This window comes from Methylobacterium sp. J-070 (genome assembly GCF_022829385.1).
Classification (GTDB): Bacteria; Pseudomonadota; Alphaproteobacteria; order Rhizobiales; family Beijerinckiaceae; genus Methylobacterium.
Genome location: NZ_JAKSXX010000026.1, coordinates 29,249 through 46,530, shown reverse-complemented (window position 1 = coordinate 46,530; position 17,282 = coordinate 29,249). Strand labels below are relative to the sequence as shown.

Here is a 17,282-nt window from a genome sequence, read left to right as displayed (position 1 = left end):
CGTTGAGCGCCAGCAGGTGCGTGCGCTCGGAGATGTCGTTGACCGTCTCGATGATGTCGCCGATCGTCTGGGTCTTCTCCGACAGGCTGACGATGTTGCCGGCCACCGCCTCCGCCTGCTCGCGGATCGCCTCCATGGCCTTGGCGGTGTCGGAGACCGCGCGCAGGCCCTGGCGCGAGGTCTGGGCGGTGGCCTGGGCGGTGGCGATCACCTCGGTGGCCCGCTTGGCGATCTGGGCACCCGAATGGGTGATCTCGTCCACCGTGGCGGCGGTCTCCTGCACGGCGGCGAACTGCTGCTCGACCGAGGCCGCCTGCTCCTGCGCCGAGGCCCGGATCTCCGCCGCGGCCGCGTTCAGGTCGAGGGTCGCGGTCCGGTTGGTCCGCGCCAGGTCCGACAGGCCCGAGACCATCGCGTTCAGCGTCCCCGCCAGACGCCCGACCTCGCCCCCCGTGCCCGCCTCCAGCTGCCCCGACAGGTCGCCATCCCCGACCCGCTCGACGAAGCCCATCACCCGCACGAGCGGTCGGACGATCAGGCGGTTGATGGCGAAGCCGATGCCGGCGCAGATCAGCAGCGTGAGCAGGGTGCCGCCCCACAGGGCGAGGCTCTCGTTGCGCTCGGCCTGCGCGACGCGGGCGTTCTGCATCGCCTGCATCCGCTCCTCCAGGGCCTCGATGGCGGAGAGCTTCCCGCGCAGGGTGTCGAACATCGCCTTGCCCTTGCCGTCGGCCTCGATGTCGACCGCCTCCGCCCGCGTCGCCGGATCGGCGGATCGGCGGATGGCCGCCTCGCCGATATCCGCCTGCCACATCCGCGCGGCCGCCACGGCGTCGGCCAGCAGGGACGACCGCTCGGCATCGTCCCCGATCAGGTTGCGCAGCCGGCTGATCGCCGCGTCCAGGGCCGGCCGTCCCGATCGGTAGGGCTCGAGGCTCCCCTCCCGTCCGGTGATGAGGTAGCCGCGCAGCCCGGTCTCCTGGTTGAGCATGGCGGCGCGAAACATGTCGAGGGCGCGGATCACCTGACCCGAATGGGTCAGGGCCTCGTTCGCCGTCTGGAGCTGATTGCGGGTGAGCAGCACCGCGCCGCCGCTGAGCACCGTGAGCAGCGCGATGAGGCCGATGGCGCCCCCCAAGGTGCGGTTGAGGCCAAACGTGTTCGGCATATCCGACTTTCCTACTCAGTCCGACGGACCGCGGCGCGGCCGCCCACGAACGGCACGGAAGGCCGATACCAGTGCGCGTCCGCCACCGAAACCTGCGCGCCGGGGATTCCGGGGCGGCACCCGCCGCGCGGGGGACCGGCGGTCAGACGCCGGCCGCCCCGGCCTCGCGACCTGCCGGCTCGGGACCGGCGGTCGGGGAGGGGATCCGGCCTAATCCGGCGTGTCGGCGGCCGCCTCATCATCGTTCATGCCCAGGGCGGCCCGTTCGGCCAGCAACGTCGCCAGGGCGGCGCGGATGTGGTCGCCCTGCTCCGCGCGGGGTCGCTCGAAGGCCTCCCTCATGGCGCGACGGTACCGGTCCTGGATCGCGGCGAGTTGCGTCGGCAGCCCGACCCGCGGCGGCGGTTTCGCCGCGACCGGCATGGGCGCCGGCACGGGGGACGGCTTCTTCCTGGCAGGCTTCGTCTCGGGCATACGGGGCAAGATCGGAGCCGCTCCGCGGTTCCGCGCCCCGCGTCCGTCCGGGGGGGCAGGGCGCCGCCCTGATGGCGCGGTACGGGATCCGGCCCGCCGGCGCCCGCCGGCAAATTGCAGCAGCATTCGACGCGCGACATTGCGCCGATGTTCTGTGCAAACCCTCCCGTTCCACCACGATATCAGTCCGTCACACATGACGCCGGGCCATGCATCAAGTTACGATGCGGTGTGCGGGCCCCAGACCGAGAGCGACACCGGCGGTCGGTCAGGGAGAACACGCGCGCCACGGGAGGACATGTCCATGCTGACGAGACGCGGCTTCGTCGAATGCGCCCTCTGCGCCGTGATGACCGGCTTCGCGGCGACCGCCGTCGAAGCCCAGGGGCAGCCGGCCGGGCAGACCTCCGGGGTCACCCGGAAGATCCTCAGCACCGAGGAGTTGCCGGGCGGACAGTACGTCGTCGTTCAGGTGGCGGCCGAGATCGCCCCGGATGCCACCGTCGCCCGCCACACGCATCCCGGGATCGAATCGTCCGTGATCCTGGCCGGGGAGGCGGAGCTGTTCGTGGACGGCCAGCCGAACCGCACCCTGCGGGCAGGGGACAGCTTCCAGATCCCCGCCGTCACGCCGCACAGCCTGCGCAACGGCTCCGGTGCGACCCGCGTCGCGGGGACCTACACCGTCGAGAAGGGCAAGCCCCTCGCCTCACCGGCCTGATCGTCACCAACCGCCCGCCGCTCTGCCGTGGCGGGTGCGCGATCCGGCGGGCGCGCCGCTCTCAGCAGCCCGAGCAGATGGTCTTCTCGGCCTCGCGACCGTTCCGGGCGAGACGGCTCATCGCCGCCGCCGACCGGCCGTCTTCGAGAGCCATCACGGTGGTCGACGCGTTCGCGCCCAGGGGCGGCCTCGTCGCGGCCGGTATGGCGGCGGTTCTGGCGACGTCGGGTCCGGCCGGGTTGTCGAGGCGCGCGGCGAGGGCCGACCGCTCCGGGATGTCGGTCGGACGCAACACCTTCCAGCCCGTGCGGGCGCGCATCGAGGCTTCGAGCACCGCGGAGGGATTCACGCCGCCCCGGCCGGCAGCGCTCTCCAGCGTCGTCGGCGCGCCCGGGATGGGGGCCGGGGGCAGATCGATGTCCAGGTCGGAGACGGCCGCAGCGGTATCGTCGACCGGAATCGCCGGGCTGGTCGCCGCCACCGGCGGTAACGCACTGTAGACCCCCCGCCCCGTCGGCAACAGGGAGCACGCAGTCGTCGCCGGGAGCACGATCCCGAGGGCTACGATCCGCTTCAAAACCATGACAGCCCTGCTTCAATGCCAAGCCGGATAGCCGAGCCTCAATAGCCAAGCCTCAGCTTGTCAGCTAGCCCATAAATGCGCGCGGTATGCAATCATCAAACCTCGAAGACAGTCAGATTCTTTCCGCCGCAACTGATTTATGTCAAAGACTGCAGATCATTCGAAGCTCAGTCCCGCCGCCCGCCCGGGCTGGAATGCCGGGCCGCGTCCGGCCGCATGTCCTTCGTTGTCGTGCCCGCCGAACAAAAATCAAATCTTGATAGCAAATCAGTATTGCAGCCGCCTGAAAATGATGTGATCTTGTGTTCCAGTATCGAACAGGCGTTTGGCATCCCTCTATGGGGATCGAAAACATGTTGACGCTGCCAGCTGTGGAGTCGGGCAATCGGGGTCGCTACGCGGAGCGGCGGTCGATTGCCGTGGCCAATGTGAACTGGTTCCGGAAGCTCGCGTGGCGCGCGCTGCGCGATGGAAAGCCGCAGGGCACGTTGCGGGCCGCGGCGGCGCGCGCGGCCGCCCGCATCGTCATCCGGCAGGCGAAGCGAGACATGCTGATCAGCCGCCTGGCGCACGAAGCCCTCGCACGTCTGTAGCGGCGCCCGGACGAGGCGAGCGCGGTCGCGGCGGGGCGTTCAGGGAACCGTCAGCCCGCCGCCGCTTTGCTTCATCGACCGGGAGGCGTGCCATGGGCGAAATCCGCATGTCCGAGGACCAGGACGGGCGCTGGACAATCTACGCCTCCGGCCTCGTCGTCACCGACCTCACCCGCGAGGCTGCCGAAGCGTTCGTCGCGAGCTATCGACGGATTACCGCGGCCTGACCCAGACCCGAGGGCAGCCGCTCCGGGACGAGACCTCAGCGCCGTAGCCGACCGCGACGCCGTCGTCGCTGGATGCGGCACGGCATCCGCCCGACTCCGGGATGCGAGCCGGACTCCGGGATGGAGGAGAGCGGGGCGCCCGGGTCGGGCCCGATCCTGCGGCCCGGGTCCGGGGCGGCCCGCTATTTTGGTACGTCTACACTGGTGACCGCCCGGTTTTAACCGTTTGTTAACCATTGTGAACAGACTAATAACGGGAGAGTCCGGTCGGCAGGAGTAGTAGACCCGTGAGCGAGCTGCAGAGGCTTCTGGACGATCCCCGGTTCCGGCTCGCGGACAAGACCAAGCGCGAGCCCGGCGCCGCGCCCGACGTCAACCCGGCGGGCGTCCTGCGCGTCGTCTCGTCCACGGACGAACAGGCCGCGCCACCGGCGCCGCCGGCGCCGCCGCAGGAGTGGGACGCGCTGATCCATCGCGTGCAGGCGGCGGCCCGCCAGGCGCGGGTGATCGAGGCGCAGTCCCGCGAGCGGGAGGAGCGCATCGAGCACGTGCTGCAGCGGGTCCGGGACGACATCACCGCCGCCAACGACCGCGCCCGGATCGCCGAGATGCAGGCCCGCGACGCCCAGGTGCGCGCCGAGGCGCAGGTCATCGCTGCCGAGGAGCGGGCCAAGGCGGCCGAGGCGCGCGCCCGCGCCGCGGAGGAGCGGGCCGAGCACGCCGAGGAATGGCTCGGACGCGTCCAGGACGCGATCCTGTCGGAGTTCTCGGACCTGACCGATCAGGCCGCCGCGTGAGCAACCCCGCCCGCACGACGTTCACCGCGCCGGAGAGCCAGGGGGCGGCCGGGATCGGCCGCGCCCGCGACGGCCGGCCCGACCCGGTCGACCGGGTCGTGGCGCTGTTCTCCGGACCCCGCCCGGCGCCGATCCCGGAGGCGGATGACTGGTCGGCCTCCCTGACCGCCGTGCGCGGCGTCGCGACCCAGGTGCGCGCCCTGCAGACGAGCGCCCGCGACGCGATTCGCGAGGGCCAGCGCGCCCGGCGCGAGGCGGAGACGGCGGTGCGCGCCGCGGAAGAGCGGGCCGAGCACGCCGAGTCGCTGCTGCGCGAGGCGATCGCCCGCGGGGAACGGGCCGAGGCGCAGGCCCGCGCGGCGGCCGACCGGGCCGACCGGGCGGAGGCCCAGACGGCGGAGGCGCGGGCGTGGCTGCGGCGCATGCACGAATGCATGGTCGCCGAATTCGGCGGGCTGACCCCGGACACGCCCGAGCCTTGAGCGGGCCCGGCCGGCCGCACGCCGAAGAAGGCCGCCGGCCGCGATTCGACCAACCTGTTTAAGGGCGCGGCGCGGCGTTTCCGGGCAAGGATCCTATGCCGCGTCGTCTGGACGGCGGCGGGCCGACAGGGTCCGCCGTGACGCTCAGCCTCGTTCTCAGCACCACGCTTCCGCTGCTCACCGGCGTGGCGGCGGTGCTGTGGGCGGGCTTCGTCGCCCCCGGGACGGATCCGGATCCCGACGGTCCGGCCGCCGCGAGCCGCCCGGCGGGTGAGTGCCGGGCGCCGTTGAGGGTTTCTTCACCCTGCGCCGACGGCGCGAGAACCCTCCGGGGCCGCCGCTCTTATAGGGGATGACCCTGCTGACGATCGTGCCTCCGGCTCAGCCGCTGCTGAGAGAGCCCTCCACCGAGGGGGATATCGGCCCAGCGCGCGGGAGCCCGTCCCGACAGGCGTCGCCCGCCGGGCGGGACCGCCTCGCCGGACGTCACGGCGCGCTGCTGGAGCATCTCGCCCGCGCGCTGGACATGCCGGCGGAGACGTTCCTGGACGCGCCTCCGGACGGAGAGGCGGGCGAGCTCTTCGCCCTGGTGCGCCATTGGCTGGCGATCGGCGACGGCCAGGCGCGCCGCCGCGTCCTGAGCTTGGCGCGCCAGGAGGCCGAGCGCTCCGGCTACAGCGCCTGCGCCTGAGCGGCCCGCGGGGTCGAGGGGTCGCCCGCGGCGCGGGCGCCCGGCCGTCCGCTTCGATGCAACTCCGCCGGACCGGGATCCACTTCGGCATCGCGCGCGCTATGCAGGCGGAGGTCCTCGCGGCGAGGGCCGGTTCAGGGAGGCCCACATGGATCTCGGCTTGAGCGGGCGCCGGGCGCTCGTCTGCGCGGCGAGCAAGGGACTGGGCAAGGGCTGCGCCCTGGCGCTGGCCCGCGAGGGCGTGGCGGTGACGATCACCGCCCGCACCGCGGAGACGCTGGAGCAGACCGCCGCGGAGATCCGCCGCGAGACGGGGGTCACGGTCACCACCGTGGCGGGGGACATCGCCAGCGAGGCCGGCCGGGCCGCCGCGCTGGCCGCCTGCCCGGAGCCCGACATCCTGGTCAACAATGCCGGCGGCCCGCCCCCCGGCGATTTTCGCGACTGGGACCGCGACGCCTGGATCCGGGCCCTCGACGCCAACATGCTGGCGCCGATCGCGCTCATCAAGGCGACCGTCGACGGGATGATCACCCGGCGGTTCGGCCGGATCGTCAACATCACCTCCGGCGCCGTGAAGGCCCCGATCCCGCATCTCGGCCTGTCCAACGGCGCCCGCGCGGGGCTGACGGGCTTCGTCGCCGGGCTCGCCCGTCAGACCGTGCGGCACGGCGTGACGATCAACAACCTCCTGCCTGGACCCTTCGACACCGACCGGATCCGCAGCAACGCCGCCGCGGGGGCCGCCAAGGCCGGCACCAGCGTGGAGGCGTTCCTCGAAGCCCGCGCCCGGGACAACCCCGCGGGCCGCTTCGGCCATCCCGACGAGTTCGGCGCCGCCTGCGCGTTCCTGTGCAGCCGGCAGGCCGGGTTCATCACCGGGCAGAACCTGCTGATGGACGGCGGCGCCTATCCCGGCACGCTCTGAGGGGCCGGCCCCGGGACGGCTCGGGCGCGGCCGCCGGGGGATGCCGGGGCCGGGCAGGGGGGCTGGCGCATGGGGCCGCGGCCCCGCGCGGCGTGCCGCCGGGGGCATGGCCCGACCCGCCGCTTCCGGAGTGACGCGGGACGCCGCGAAGCCCGAACGCAACGTTGCTCAAAGCCGGCTTCCCGGCGTCCCGCGGACGCGGCGCGCGCACCGGCAGGCCGGTGTCGTCCGCGTCCGATCATGCGTCCGGTGTCCGTCACGCGGGGGCTCGAACTACGCTAAGTCGGTCCCGGGCTGCTTATCACCCCCGGCGCTTCCGAGCGAGCCTTCGTCGCACGCCCCCTCGTCATGGAGGGCGCCGTATAACCACCGCACAGCCCAGGACAGGGTCGCCCATCGGCCCTGAACGGCCAGCGGCATTTCCTCCGCCGACCGCCGCCCAGCCCGAGCCGGGGAGTGTCGAGTCCCGCGCCCGGGGCTGCCGCAGCCGACGGCAGACGCAGGCACCGCCCCACCGCCGCCGGCCCGGCGGCTGACCGGACCGACGCCCCGAAGCGTCTCACGACGCGTCGCGGCGGGGTGAGAGACTTGGAGCATGGAATAGGAATTTTGTCAAGATGGCGCGCGAGCCCCCCGCCCCGACCCGCGCCCTCATCCTGAGGTGCGGACGCGAAGCGGTCGCCTCGAAGGAGCGCTCCAGCCAGCCGCGCGCTCCCTGGAACCCTCCTTCGAGGCGGCTGCGCCGCACCTCAGGATGAGGGGAGTTGGCTGGAATTCTTAGCGCCCTGCCGAGCCACACACTTCGAGACGCGGCGCTCGGTGCTGTCATCACCCCGTTTGCGCCCGCTCAAGCCCTTGGCCCGCGAGCCGGCCCCCTCGATCCGCGCGCTCGCCGGACGCGTGGGGCGGGATCGTCGACGTGTCCATGAGGACGTGACCGCCCCGGTCGAGGCGGGCCGCATCAAGCAGCACGGCCTGCCCCCGAGCGTGTCCGCACGCTCCGCTCAGGCCCGGCTCGATCCCGGTGGCGGGCCGGCCTGACCGCGGAGGAGCGAAGCCGGCCGCTCTGTACGCCGGAGGAACGATGGTGCACCCTGTGGCTGTTCCCGGCCCCGGACTGCGCCGTCCGCCCGGGAACCCGGGACCGCCCGCGCCGACCCGCGATCCCAAGACCCATCAGGGAGCCGTCGCATGAACGCAGCCTCGCCCTCGCTCGTCGCGGAAAACCACGAAGCCCCCGGTCCGGAACTCCAGGCCGAGATCCAGGCCATGCGCGTCGATCTCGCGGCGGCCTACCGGCTGATCCACCGGCTCGGCCTCGACGACAGCATCTACACCCACATCTCGGCGCGGCTGCCGGGGGGCGGGCACCGGTTCCTGATCAACCCCTACGGGATGCGCTTCGAGGAGGTGACGCCCGACAACCTCGTCACCGTCGATATCGACGGGCGGGTGGTGGAGGATCCGATGGGGCTGGGCATCAACCCGGCCGGGTTCACGATCCACAGCGCCATCCACGCCGCCCGCCACGACGCGATCTGCGTCCTGCACACCCACACGGTGGCGGGCGTCGCGGTCTCCTGCCAGGAGGAGGGGCTGCTCGCCCTGAACCAGTGGTCGATGCAGTTCGCCGGGCGCGTCGCCTACCACGCCTACGAGGGCATCGCCCTCGACCTCGACGAGCGCCAGCGCCTCGTGGCCGATCTCGGCGACAGGCCGGTCATGGTGCTGCGCAACCACGGGCTCCTGACCTGCGGGCGCTCGGTGGGCGAGGCGTTCAAGCTGATGCACAACCTGGAGCGCTCGTGCCGCGCCCAGCTGGCGGTCCAGGCCGCGGGCGCGCCGGTGATCCGGCCCTCGTCCGCCGTGGCGGCCAAGACCGCCGGGCAATACGCCGCCGGCTACGACCGCGTCGCGCTCCAGGGGGCGCCCGACAGCGAGTGGGCCGCGTTCAAGCGGATGCTGGCGCGGACGGATCCGGATTTTTCTGTGAACGGGTGAGAGGCGCCGAGGGGGCAGGTCCTCTCCCTCCCCCTCTGCGGGCTTGCGGATCCACGTGTCGCCCACTGCGCCGACGGTGACCGCGGAGCCCCCCTCGCCCCGCGCGCGGGGAGAGGGGGGCGTCGCGGGCCTCGGGCTCGAAGCGCGACCATCGTAGCCTCTGCGGGGAAGGGCGCCTCGCGTCACCCCTCCACCCGGGCCTCGCTCGCGCGATAGGTCTGCTTCAGGAAGGCGATGAACGCCCGGGTCTTGGCCGGCACGAACGCCCGGCTCGGATAGACCGCGAAGATCCCCGCCGAGGCCGCCGCCGCATAGGCCGGCAGCACCACCTCCAGCGTCCCGCCGCGCAGTTCCGCGTGCACGTCCCAGGTGGAGCGCAGCGCGATCCCGAGGCCGCCGATCACCGCCTCCCGCACCACCTCGTTGGAATGGGTCCGCAGGGGCCCCGACGCGCTCACCGTGCAGGGCCCGTCCGGCCCGATGAGCCGCCAGGGATTCTGGTTCTCCGTGGCGAGGCAGACGTGGCCGCGCAGGTCGTCGAGGGTTTTGGGGCGCCCCACCGCGTCGAGGTAGCTCGGCCGCGCGCACAGCACCCGCCGCACCGGCGCGAGGCGCACCGCCGTCAGCCCGGAACTCTCCAGCGCGCCGACCCGGATCGCGAGGTCGTAGCCGCGCTCGACGATCGACTCGAAATCGTCGCTCAGCTCTAGGTGCAGCACGATGTCGGGGTGCAGGGCGAAGAAGGCCCGCAGGTGCGGGACGATGTGCAGCCGCCCGAAGGAACTCGGCGCGGTCACCCGCAGGGTCCCCCGGGCCCGGGTCGCCGTCTGCGACACGAGGCTCTCGGCCTCCGCGGTGGCGTCGACGATCGGGGCGATCCGCTCGAAGAACGCCGCGCCGACATCCGTCGGGGCGACCCGCCGGGTGGTCCGGTGCAGCAGGCGCACGGCGAGCCGCTCCTCCAGCCGCTTCAGCCGCTTCGACACCACCGCCACCGACAGGCCGAGCTCCGCCCCGGCCCGGGTCAGGCTGCCGGTCCGCACCACCCGGGCGAAGATCTCCAGATCGCTTCGATCGTGCATTCTCAACGCTGCGGAAAGAATCAAATCCCTTTTGCCGTCTTTTTCGCCGGTGCCAAGCGGTCTATCTCCGGGATCTCAAAAAATTTTCACGCGCCGTTCGACTTTTTCTGAGGGTCGACGCCGCGCCGCTTTGCAAGGAGCCGCCATGTCGGATCTCGTCGTCACCGAGGACCTCCGCACCTTCCTGGCCGAAGAGGCGCTGCCCGGCACCGGGATCGCGGCGGACCGCTTCTGGTCGGGCTTCGCCGAGATCGTCCGCGACCTCGCGCCGCGCAACCGGGCGCTGCTCGACCGGCGCGACGCCCTCCAGGCCGACATCGATTCCTGGCACCGCGACCATCGCGGCCAGCCGCACGATCCCGCCGCCTACGCGGCCTACCTGACGCGGATCGGCTATCTCCAGCCGGAGCCCGGCGCCGTCCGGGTGACCACCGGGAATGTGGACGCGGAGATCGCCGCCATCGCCGGCCCGCAGCTGGTCGTGCCGATCTCGAACGCGCGCTACGCGCTCAACGCCGCCAACGCCCGCTGGGGCAGCCTCTACGACGCCCTCTACGGCACCGACGCGATCCCGCAGGACGGCGACCTCGCCCCGGGCACCGGGTTCAACCCGGCCCGCGGCGCCGCCGTGGTGGCCCGCACCCGGGCGTTCCTCGACGCGACCGCGCCGCTCAGCGCCGGCTCCTGGTCCGAGGCCGCGGGCTTCGCCGTGACCGGCGGCCGGCTCGCCGTCGACCTCGGCGGGGGCCGGAGCGCCGGCCTGACGGGCAAGGCGGCGTTCGTGGGCTTCGCCGGCGACGCCGCGGCGCCCACCGCGCTGGTGCTGCGCCACAACGGCCTGCACGTCGAGATCGTGATCGACCGGACGAGCCCGATCGGCCGGACCGACCCGGCCGGGATCGCCGACGTGGTGGTGGAATCGGCCCTCTCGACCATCATGGACATGGAGGACTCGGTCGCCGCCGTGGACGCGGCCGACAAGGTCGCGGTCTACCGGAGCTGGCTCGGCCTGATGCGCGGCGACCTCGTCGCCACCCTGTCCAAGGGCGGCCGCACCGTCGAGCGGCGACTCGCCGGGGACCGGACCTACACGGCCCCCGACGGCGGTCGCCTGACCCTGCCCGGGCGCTCGCTGATGCTGGTCCGGCACGTGGGCCATCACATGATGACCGATGCCGTGACCCTCGACGGCGCCGAGATCCCCGAGACGTTCCTCGACGCGGCGGTGACCGCGCTGATCGCCCTGCACGACCTGAACGGCACCGGCCCCCTGCGCAACAGCCGCACCGGCGCGGTCTACATGGTCAAGCCGAAGCTGCACGGGCCCGAGGAGGTCGCCTTCGCGGTGGCGCTGTTCGGCCGGGTCGAGGCCCTCGTCGGCCTCGCCCCGCGGACCCTGAAGATCGGCGTGATGGACGAGGAGCGGCGCACGACCCTGAACCTCAGGGCGGCGATCGCCGCGGCCGCCGACCGGCTGTTCTTCATCAACACCGGCTTCCTCGACCGGACCGGCGACGAGATCCACACCTCGCTCGAAGCCGGCCCCGTGGTCCGCAAGGACGCCATGAAGGCGACCGCCTGGATCAAGGCCTACGAGGACGGCAACGTCGATGCCGGCCTCGCCTGCGGGCTGCCGGGCCACGCGCAGATCGGCAAGGGCATGTGGGCCGCCCCCGACCGGATGGCCGCCATGCTGGAGGCCAAGGGCGCCCATCCGGAGGCCGGCGCCAACACCGCCTGGGTCCCGTCCCCCACCGCCGCGACCCTGCACGCGCTGCACTACCATCAGGTGGATGTCCGTGCCCGCCAGGCGGCGCTCGCCGAGCGGACGCCCGCCACCCGCGCCGCCATGCTGACCCTGCCGCTGGCCGAGGGCCCCTTCGCCCCTGAGGCCGTCCGGGAGGAACTCGACAACAACTGCCAGGGGATCCTGGGCTACGTGGTCCGCTGGATCGACCAGGGCGTCGGCTGCTCCAAGGTGCCCGACATCCACGAGGTCGGCCTGATGGAGGACCGCGCCACCCTGCGGATCTCCAGCCAGCACATCGCCAACTGGCTGCGCCACGGGATCGTCGACCGGGATCAGGTCGCCGCGGCCCTGCGGCGGATGGCCGGCGTGGTGGATCGCCAGAACGCCGGCGATCCGGCCTACCGGCCGATGGCCCCGGGCTTCGACGGGCCGGCCTTCCGGGCCGCCGAGGCCCTGGTGTTCGAGGGGGCGCAGCAGCCGAACGGCTACACGGAGTTCGTGCTGCACCGGTTCCGCCGGGAGGCCAAGGGCGCGGCCCAGCGCCGGACGGCCTGAGGCCGACCGGACCTCTGGCGCGCCGCGACGGATCGTGGGTTTCCGAAGGGCTGAAGGCCCTCCGGCCGGGTCCGGGGGCGGCCACCCCGCGCGCCGGGCTCCGCCCTGCACCCGCGAACGGTCACGGACCTTTCGAAACCGGGGCTTTCCGGTCCGGGATCGCCCGGCGCGCAGGGACCGCGGCCTCGGCGCGGTGGTCGGACCGGGCAGGCCGGCAAGCGACGCGGCCATCCGTCGGACCGGGCCCGGCCTCTCGGGGACGGTCAGCGGCGCTTGCGCGTCATCACGTAGACCAGGAGGTTCGCCACCGCCCGGTAGAATTCCGCCGGGATCGCCTGGTTGACCTCGACGTGGTCGTACATCGCCCGGGTCAGGGCCTTGTCGATCACCACCTCGATCCGGTTCTTCTCGGCGATCTCCCGGATGCGCAGGGCGATCAGGTCGGTGCCCTTGGCCAGAACCATCGGGGCGTCGTTCTCGCTCTGGTCGTAGCGCAGTGCGATGGCGTAGTGGGTCGGGTTGGCCAGGATCATCGTGGCGCGCGGGACCGCCGCGATCATCTGCTTGCGCAGCCGGTCCTTCGCCAGCGAGCGCATCTTCGCCTTCACCAGCGGGTCGCCCTCGGCCTGCTTGAACTCGTCCTTCAGCTCCTGCTTCGACATCCGCAGGTCGCGCTGCCACCGCACCCGGGTCCAGACCAGGTCCCCGGCGACCAGGGCGATCGTCGCCACGCTGACCGCCGACACCAGGCGAACCGACAGGGTCAGCAGGAACTCGGGCAGCCCGATCGGATCCATAAACATGACATTCACGATCTCGTGCCGGTCGGCGCTCAGCACCATGAAGGACATGCTGCCGATCGCCACGAACTTGAACAGACTTTTCCCGAACTCGATGAAGCCCTGTACGCTGAAGATCCTGCCCCAGCCACTTGATGGGGAGATCCGGGACCATTGCGGCTGAATCCGCTCGAGCACCAGGCGGGGCGTGTTCTGGAAGATCGAGGCGGCGATCCCCGCGACCAGCAGGATCACCAGGACGGGCAGCAGGAAGCGTCCCATCTCGACGAACAGCGCGTTGACGAGGTGCATCGCGTCCGGGCTCGTCTCCACCGGGAAGTTGCGCGGCTGCTCCAGGAGCAGGGCGAGCTGCTGCACGAGCGGAAGCCCCTGGTCCCGCACCACGAACACCAGGAAGAGCAGCAGGCCCAGGATCGAGGCGAAGACCGGCGCCTCCCTGGAGAACGGCGTGTTCCCCCGGGCGAGCGCATCGCTGATCTTCTTGTCGCTCGCGGCCTCGGTCTTGCTCTCCTTATCGTCGTCGGACATGGCGGCGGGCCTGGCTGGAGGGGTCCCCGCCGGAACGAACACCGCGGCGGCGACAGCGCGTGAGATCGAACGGGGCCCGGGAGCCGCGCCCGAGGGCGCCGCGATCCGGCACGACCCTTAGCGGACGTAGGTGTCTTCCGAATCGGCCGCGTTGAGCTCGATCTCGCCCCGGGCCGCCATCTCCAGGGCCTGGTCGGTGATCGCCCGGCGGGCCTCGAGCACGTCCCGCTGGGAGGCGGGCTCGCCACCCTCCAGCTCGTGCTCGACGAGGCGTCGGGCACGGGCGGTCAGGCCGCTCAGCACGACGCCGCGCAGCTGGGGGTTCGTGCCCTTCAGGGCGAGGATGACGCGCTCGTTCGGGATCTGATCGAACAGGGCCGTGCGCGCCCGCGGCGTCATGTGGATGATGTCGTCGAAGGTGAACAGCAGGCCCTTCAGGATCTCGGCCGATTTCGGCCGCGATTGCGTGAGGTTGTCGAGGACCTCCTCCATGCTCTGGCGCTCCATCTTGTTGATGATGTCCGCCATCCGCGAATGGGTGTCCGCCGCGGCGTTGCGCGCCAGGTTGATCATGAAGTCCTCGTGGATCGTCTGCTCGATCATCTTCATCGATGCCTCGACGATCGGCTTGAACGTCAGCATCCGCCGCATGACGCCGTTGCGCAGGGGGGGCGGGAGCTGGGCCATCACCTTGGCGGCGCAGGACGGCTTCACCTTCGACAGGATCAGCGCCACCGTCTGCGGGTGTTCCTTCATCAGGAAGGAGGCCAGCGCGGTGTCCGACCCGTTCGAGATCCTGTCCCAGATCGAGCGCTCGCCCTGGCCGAGGACATCGGCCATGAGTTCGGCGATCTGCTCGGGCGGCAGGACCCCTTCCAGCAGCTTCTCCATCTCCCGGGCCGTGCCGATCAGGTTCGCGCCGTCGGCGAACAGGGCGGCCACCTGTTCGATGAGGGTCTCGAGCTGATCCCGCGGCACCGGCCCGAGCTGCGCCACCGCGCGCGTGATCTGCTTCAGCTCGACGGCGTCGAAATACTTGACCAGCCGGCTGGCGGTCGCCTTGTTCATCGAGATGAGGACGGCGGCGACCTCCTCGGTCGGCGTCAGGACCCTGACGCTCGGTTTGGTCATCGAACCGACGGCCATGGCCAGGCTTCCCCTCAGGCGTTGGAATCGGCAGGCGCGGAACCGACGATCTCGGTGAGCGACACGCCGAAGCGCGAATTGTCGTCCTCGACCACGACGACCTCGCCCCGGGCGATCACGCGGCCGTTCACCACGACGTCGACGGGCTCGCCGACGCGGTGATCCAGGGGGACGATCGCGCCCCGACCCAGCTTCATCAGGTTGGATACCGGCATCGTCGCCGAGCCGAGGACCACCTGCATCAGGACCGGGATCCGCAGGATCGAGTCGAGGTTCCGGGCGCCGCCGAGGCGCTCGCCCTGCGCCCGCTGCTCTTCGGCATGGGCCTCGATCTTGGCGAACAGGCTGTCGCTGTGGCCGCCTCCGGACCCGGTCTCGGCCTGCGGCTGGTCTGAGGGGGGTGTCATCGCGTGCTCCTCGAAGAAGGGAAGGCCCGCGCCGCGGGTCCCGGAGCCCCCAGGTCGGGCATCGGGGCGGCGACCGGGGCAGCGGCCGGCCTGGGGTCGGGCGGCCCGGGATCAAGATCATCGGCGCCCCGCATCAGGGGCTCGTCAGGCTGCCGCCCAGCGCCGGGTCCCGGACGGCGGCCGGCGGCGCCGAGGCCGTCAGCCTCAGCCGCTCCGCCTTGAGTTCGTCCAGGGCCGCCTTGGCGGACTCGATCTCGCGGCTGAGGTCCTCCAGGACGACCCGCCCGTCCTGCGTGAAGGACTGCACGGCGTTGCTCGCGCCGACCAGGGCGCAGGCGCTCCAGTCGACCATGTCGCGATACTGCGCGTGGTACCGGTCCAGCCGCTTCAGCCGCAGGTACATCGGCACGAGGCAGGCGGTCGTCGCGACCAGCGCGGCGAAGAGCAGGGCCTCAGCGAGCGAGAACATCTTCGATAAACTCCTGATCCTGATCGATGAACCGGTCCACCCGCAGGAGGATGCCGCCATCCGCCTGCCCGACGTCGCACCAGAACAGCTCGCGGTCGTTGCCGACGAGCTTCACGCGGCTGCGCGGGGTCGCCCGGAGCTCCAGCACCTGGCCGACCTTCAGGTCGGCGATCTCGCCCAGCGACAGGGGCTTCTCCTCCAGGATCGCCTTCAGCGTCACCGGGGTCTTCTGCACCTCCCCGGCGATCTGCCGGGTCCACTTCGAATCCCGGGCCGAGTTCTCGCCGACCAGGATCCGGGCCAGGCTCTGGCGCATCGGGTTGAGGACGGATTGCGGGATGACGATGAACATCTCGCCGCCGCGGTTGAGCGCCTGCAGCAGGAATTTCGCCGCGACCGCCTGGTTGTTCCGGCGGCCGATGACGGCGAAGTCCATCCGCAGCTCCGTCCGCTCCAGCTTGAACGGCGTGTCGGCCACCAGCGCGAAGGCGGATTGCATCGCCTTGCCGATCTGCTCGAACAGGCGCTGGGCGATCCGCATCTCGATGTTGGAGAACGAGCGCTCCTCGTCGAGGGGCGGCTCGGAACCGTCGGAGCCGAGCAGGACCTCGACCATCGTGAAGATGAAGTCGCGGTCGAAGCCGACCAGGATGTGGCTGTCCCATTCCGGCGCGTGGAAGATGCCGGCGACCGCGTTCGACTCGTAGGGTTCGAGGATGTCGCCGAAGCGCTGGCTCTCCACGTTGCTCAGCGAGAAATAGACCGGCGAGGCCGCGAAATGCCGGAGCTGATCGGCGCAGAAGGTCGCGACCCGGTCGAGGATCACGTGCAGCATCGGCAGGCGGTCGAGCGAGAGGCCCGCGGCGTCCAGCAGCCGATCCCGAATGTCGGCGGCCTGTTGCTTGTCCATCATCAGGCCGCCTCGCGCACGGCTTCGCCGCCGCGCTGCGGCCCGGTGATCGTCGCCCTTTCGACATCGTCGATCGTCGGCCGATAGGCGGCGGTGATCGCCTTGCGCCCGTGCTCGACGGCGATCTGCGGCAGGGCGCCGTTCATGTAGGCCAGCAGGGTCTGCTTCACGATGACGTAGACCCGCGCCTGGGTCTCGCGGACGACCTTGATCTTGTTGGCCATCGGCCCGACCAGCCCGTACGAGACGAAGATGCCCGTGAAAGTGCCCACCAGGGCGGAGCCGATCAGGCTGCCCAGCAGGGCCGGCGACTGATCGAGCGCCCCCATCGCCTTCACGATCCCCAGGATGGCCGCGACGATGCCCAGGGCCGGCAGCCCGTCGGCCATGCCCATGAGCGCGCCGTAGACCTTCAGCTTGTCGTTGCGATGGATGGCGATCTCCTCCTCCATCAGCGCCTCGATCTCGTAGGACCGGGCGTTGCCGATGAGGATGAGGCGCACGTAGTCGCAGATGAACAGCTGCAGCTCCGGGTCGCGCGTCACCCGCGGATAGGCCTTGAAGATCGGGGAGTTGTCGGGATCCTCCAGGTGGGTCTCGACCTCGTTGCGCGGCTTGGAGCGCAGCTCCCGCGTCAGCGCGAACAGCAGGCCGAGGAGCTGGAGATAATCCTCCTCCTTCGGCACCCGCCCCAGGGCCGCGTCCATGATCGCGTTGCCGGTCCCCAGAACCACCTTGGTCGAGTTGGCCACCACGTAGGCGCCGAGCGCGGCCCCGCCGACGATGATGAACTCGAAGGGCTGCCAGATCACCGTGAGGTGGCCGCCCATGGCCGAGAACCCCCCGCCGACGCACACGACCGCGATCAGCAAGCCGAAGATGATACTCACGCCCGGCGCCCTCAACCCCTGCATTCAGCCGCCGGCTCTAGAGCGCCATGCTTGCGCAAGGCTTGAGCGGGACCAGCGGC

Annotated in this window: 19 protein-coding genes; 9 read left to right on the top strand and 10 right to left on the bottom strand. The window is 71.5% G+C overall.

The window, feature by feature from the left end:
• Together MKL01_RS01285 and MKL01_RS01280 are read right to left on the bottom strand one after the other, a co-directional pair.
• The coding region (locus tag MKL01_RS01285; protein WP_243903432.1) for a methyl-accepting chemotaxis protein at nucleotides 1–1,168 on the bottom strand (1,168 nt) is incomplete at its 3' end.
• 210 nt (nucleotides 1,169–1,378) lie between these two features.
• Nucleotides 1,379–1,642, bottom strand: a complete 264-nt coding sequence (locus MKL01_RS01280; RefSeq protein ID WP_243903431.1) for a hypothetical protein — start codon at nucleotides 1,640–1,642, stop codon at nucleotides 1,379–1,381.
• 304 nt (nucleotides 1,643–1,946) lie between these two features.
• Here MKL01_RS01280 and MKL01_RS01275 point away from each other — a divergent pair, with 304 nt between their 5' ends.
• Nucleotides 1,947–2,363, top strand: a complete 417-nt coding sequence (locus MKL01_RS01275) for a cupin domain-containing protein (protein ID WP_243903430.1) — start codon at nucleotides 1,947–1,949, stop codon at nucleotides 2,361–2,363.
• Nucleotides 2,364–2,424: 61 nt separating this feature from the next.
• Here MKL01_RS01275 and MKL01_RS01270 read toward each other — a convergent pair whose 3' ends face one another.
• The gene (locus MKL01_RS01270) at nucleotides 2,425–2,844 is read right to left on the bottom strand and encodes a hypothetical protein (protein ID WP_243903429.1); all 420 of its coding nucleotides are present in this window, start codon (nucleotides 2,842–2,844) and stop codon (nucleotides 2,425–2,427) included.
• 455 nt (nucleotides 2,845–3,299) lie between these two features.
• Between MKL01_RS01270 and MKL01_RS01265 the strand changes: the two genes are divergently transcribed.
• The 7 genes from MKL01_RS01265 to MKL01_RS01240 all read left to right on the top strand — a co-directional run bounded on the left by MKL01_RS01265 (nucleotide 3,300) and on the right by MKL01_RS01240 (nucleotide 8,665).
• Nucleotides 3,300–3,539 (top strand): hypothetical protein, encoded by a 240-nt coding sequence (locus tag MKL01_RS01265; RefSeq protein WP_243903428.1) that lies wholly within the window; start codon nucleotides 3,300–3,302, stop codon nucleotides 3,537–3,539.
• A 92-nt stretch (nucleotides 3,540–3,631) separates the two neighbouring features.
• On the top strand, nucleotides 3,632–3,766 hold the full coding sequence (locus tag MKL01_RS35585) for a hypothetical protein (RefSeq protein ID WP_279604333.1): 135 nt from the start codon (nucleotides 3,632–3,634) through the stop codon (nucleotides 3,764–3,766).
• Nucleotides 3,767–4,053: 287 nt separating this feature from the next.
• Entirely contained in the window at nucleotides 4,054–4,563 is a 510-nt protein-coding gene (locus MKL01_RS01260; RefSeq protein WP_243903427.1) for a hypothetical protein, read from the top strand.
• Nucleotides 4,560–5,045, top strand: a complete 486-nt coding sequence (locus tag MKL01_RS01255) for a hypothetical protein (RefSeq protein WP_243903426.1) — start codon at nucleotides 4,560–4,562, stop codon at nucleotides 5,043–5,045. Before MKL01_RS01260 ends, MKL01_RS01255 begins: the two co-directional genes overlap by 4 nt.
• A gap of 352 nt (nucleotides 5,046–5,397) precedes the next feature.
• Entirely contained in the window at nucleotides 5,398–5,736 is a 339-nt protein-coding gene (locus MKL01_RS01250) for a hypothetical protein (RefSeq protein ID WP_243903425.1), read from the top strand.
• A 148-nt stretch (nucleotides 5,737–5,884) separates the two neighbouring features.
• The gene (locus MKL01_RS01245; protein WP_243903424.1) at nucleotides 5,885–6,664 is read left to right on the top strand and encodes an SDR family oxidoreductase; all 780 of its coding nucleotides are present in this window, start codon (nucleotides 5,885–5,887) and stop codon (nucleotides 6,662–6,664) included.
• Nucleotides 6,665–7,855: 1,191 nt separating this feature from the next.
• Entirely contained in the window at nucleotides 7,856–8,665 is an 810-nt protein-coding gene (locus tag MKL01_RS01240; RefSeq protein WP_243903423.1) for a class II aldolase/adducin family protein, read from the top strand.
• 182 nt (nucleotides 8,666–8,847) lie between these two features.
• On the opposite strand, the gene MKL01_RS01235 is transcribed toward MKL01_RS01240, so the two are convergent.
• Nucleotides 8,848–9,747, bottom strand: a complete 900-nt coding sequence (locus MKL01_RS01235; RefSeq protein ID WP_243903422.1) for a LysR family transcriptional regulator — start codon at nucleotides 9,745–9,747, stop codon at nucleotides 8,848–8,850.
• A 145-nt stretch (nucleotides 9,748–9,892) separates the two neighbouring features.
• Here MKL01_RS01235 and MKL01_RS01230 point away from each other — a divergent pair, with 145 nt between their 5' ends.
• The gene (locus MKL01_RS01230; protein ID WP_243903421.1) at nucleotides 9,893–12,052 is read left to right on the top strand and encodes a malate synthase G; all 2,160 of its coding nucleotides are present in this window, start codon (nucleotides 9,893–9,895) and stop codon (nucleotides 12,050–12,052) included.
• A gap of 263 nt (nucleotides 12,053–12,315) precedes the next feature.
• Here MKL01_RS01230 and flhB read toward each other — a convergent pair whose 3' ends face one another.
• The 6 genes from flhB to motA all read right to left on the bottom strand — a co-directional run bounded on the left by flhB (nucleotide 12,316) and on the right by motA (nucleotide 17,202).
• Entirely contained in the window at nucleotides 12,316–13,380 is a 1,065-nt protein-coding gene (gene flhB, locus MKL01_RS01225; protein ID WP_243903420.1) for a flagellar biosynthesis protein FlhB, read from the bottom strand.
• A 117-nt stretch (nucleotides 13,381–13,497) separates the two neighbouring features.
• Nucleotides 13,498–14,526 (bottom strand): flagellar motor switch protein FliG, encoded by a 1,029-nt coding sequence (locus tag MKL01_RS01220; protein ID WP_243903419.1) that lies wholly within the window; start codon nucleotides 14,524–14,526, stop codon nucleotides 13,498–13,500.
• A gap of 14 nt (nucleotides 14,527–14,540) precedes the next feature.
• Nucleotides 14,541–14,933, bottom strand: coding sequence for a flagellar motor switch protein FliN (gene fliN, locus MKL01_RS01215; RefSeq protein WP_243903418.1), 393 nt, complete (start codon nucleotides 14,931–14,933; stop codon nucleotides 14,541–14,543).
• A gap of 133 nt (nucleotides 14,934–15,066) precedes the next feature.
• Complete coding sequence (locus tag MKL01_RS01210; RefSeq protein ID WP_243903417.1) at nucleotides 15,067–15,402, bottom strand: hypothetical protein; 336 nt, start codon at nucleotides 15,400–15,402, stop codon at nucleotides 15,067–15,069.
• Nucleotides 15,386–16,312, bottom strand: coding sequence for a flagellar motor switch protein FliM (locus MKL01_RS01205; RefSeq protein ID WP_243903433.1), 927 nt, complete (start codon nucleotides 16,310–16,312; stop codon nucleotides 15,386–15,388). Before MKL01_RS01205 ends, MKL01_RS01210 begins: the two co-directional genes overlap by 17 nt.
• Nucleotides 16,313–16,314: 2 nt before the next feature.
• Nucleotides 16,315–17,202, bottom strand: a complete 888-nt coding sequence (gene motA / locus MKL01_RS01200; RefSeq protein WP_243903416.1) for a flagellar motor stator protein MotA — start codon at nucleotides 17,200–17,202, stop codon at nucleotides 16,315–16,317.
• Nucleotides 17,203–17,282 lie beyond the last annotated feature (80 nt).

Excerpts from the sequence above, each read along its gene's own strand:
- MKL01_RS01280 (WP_243903431.1), bottom strand. The coding sequence starts at position 1,642 with ATGCCCGAGACGAAGCCTGCCAGGAAGAAGCCGTCCCCCGTGCCGGCG.
- MKL01_RS01275 (WP_243903430.1), top strand. The coding sequence starts at position 1,947 with ATGCTGACGAGACGCGGCTTCGTCGAATGCGCCCTCTGCGCCGTGATG.
- MKL01_RS01265 (WP_243903428.1), top strand. The coding sequence starts at position 3,300 with ATGTTGACGCTGCCAGCTGTGGAGTCGGGCAATCGGGGTCGCTACGCG.
- MKL01_RS35585 (WP_279604333.1), top strand. The coding sequence starts at position 3,632 with ATGGGCGAAATCCGCATGTCCGAGGACCAGGACGGGCGCTGGACAATC.
- MKL01_RS01250 (WP_243903425.1), top strand. The coding sequence starts at position 5,398 with ATGACCCTGCTGACGATCGTGCCTCCGGCTCAGCCGCTGCTGAGAGAG.
- MKL01_RS01245 (WP_243903424.1), top strand. The coding sequence starts at position 5,885 with ATGGATCTCGGCTTGAGCGGGCGCCGGGCGCTCGTCTGCGCGGCGAGC.
- MKL01_RS01240 (WP_243903423.1), top strand. The coding sequence starts at position 7,856 with ATGAACGCAGCCTCGCCCTCGCTCGTCGCGGAAAACCACGAAGCCCCC.
- MKL01_RS01235 (WP_243903422.1), bottom strand. The coding sequence starts at position 9,747 with ATGCACGATCGAAGCGATCTGGAGATCTTCGCCCGGGTGGTGCGGACC.
- MKL01_RS01230 (WP_243903421.1), top strand. The coding sequence starts at position 9,893 with ATGTCGGATCTCGTCGTCACCGAGGACCTCCGCACCTTCCTGGCCGAA.
- flhB (WP_243903420.1), bottom strand. The coding sequence starts at position 13,380 with ATGTCCGACGACGATAAGGAGAGCAAGACCGAGGCCGCGAGCGACAAG.
- MKL01_RS01220 (WP_243903419.1), bottom strand. The coding sequence starts at position 14,526 with ATGGCCGTCGGTTCGATGACCAAACCGAGCGTCAGGGTCCTGACGCCG.
- fliN (WP_243903418.1), bottom strand. The coding sequence starts at position 14,933 with ATGACACCCCCCTCAGACCAGCCGCAGGCCGAGACCGGGTCCGGAGGC.
- MKL01_RS01210 (WP_243903417.1), bottom strand. The coding sequence starts at position 15,402 with ATGTTCTCGCTCGCTGAGGCCCTGCTCTTCGCCGCGCTGGTCGCGACG.
- MKL01_RS01205 (WP_243903433.1), bottom strand. The coding sequence starts at position 16,312 with ATGGACAAGCAACAGGCCGCCGACATTCGGGATCGGCTGCTGGACGCC.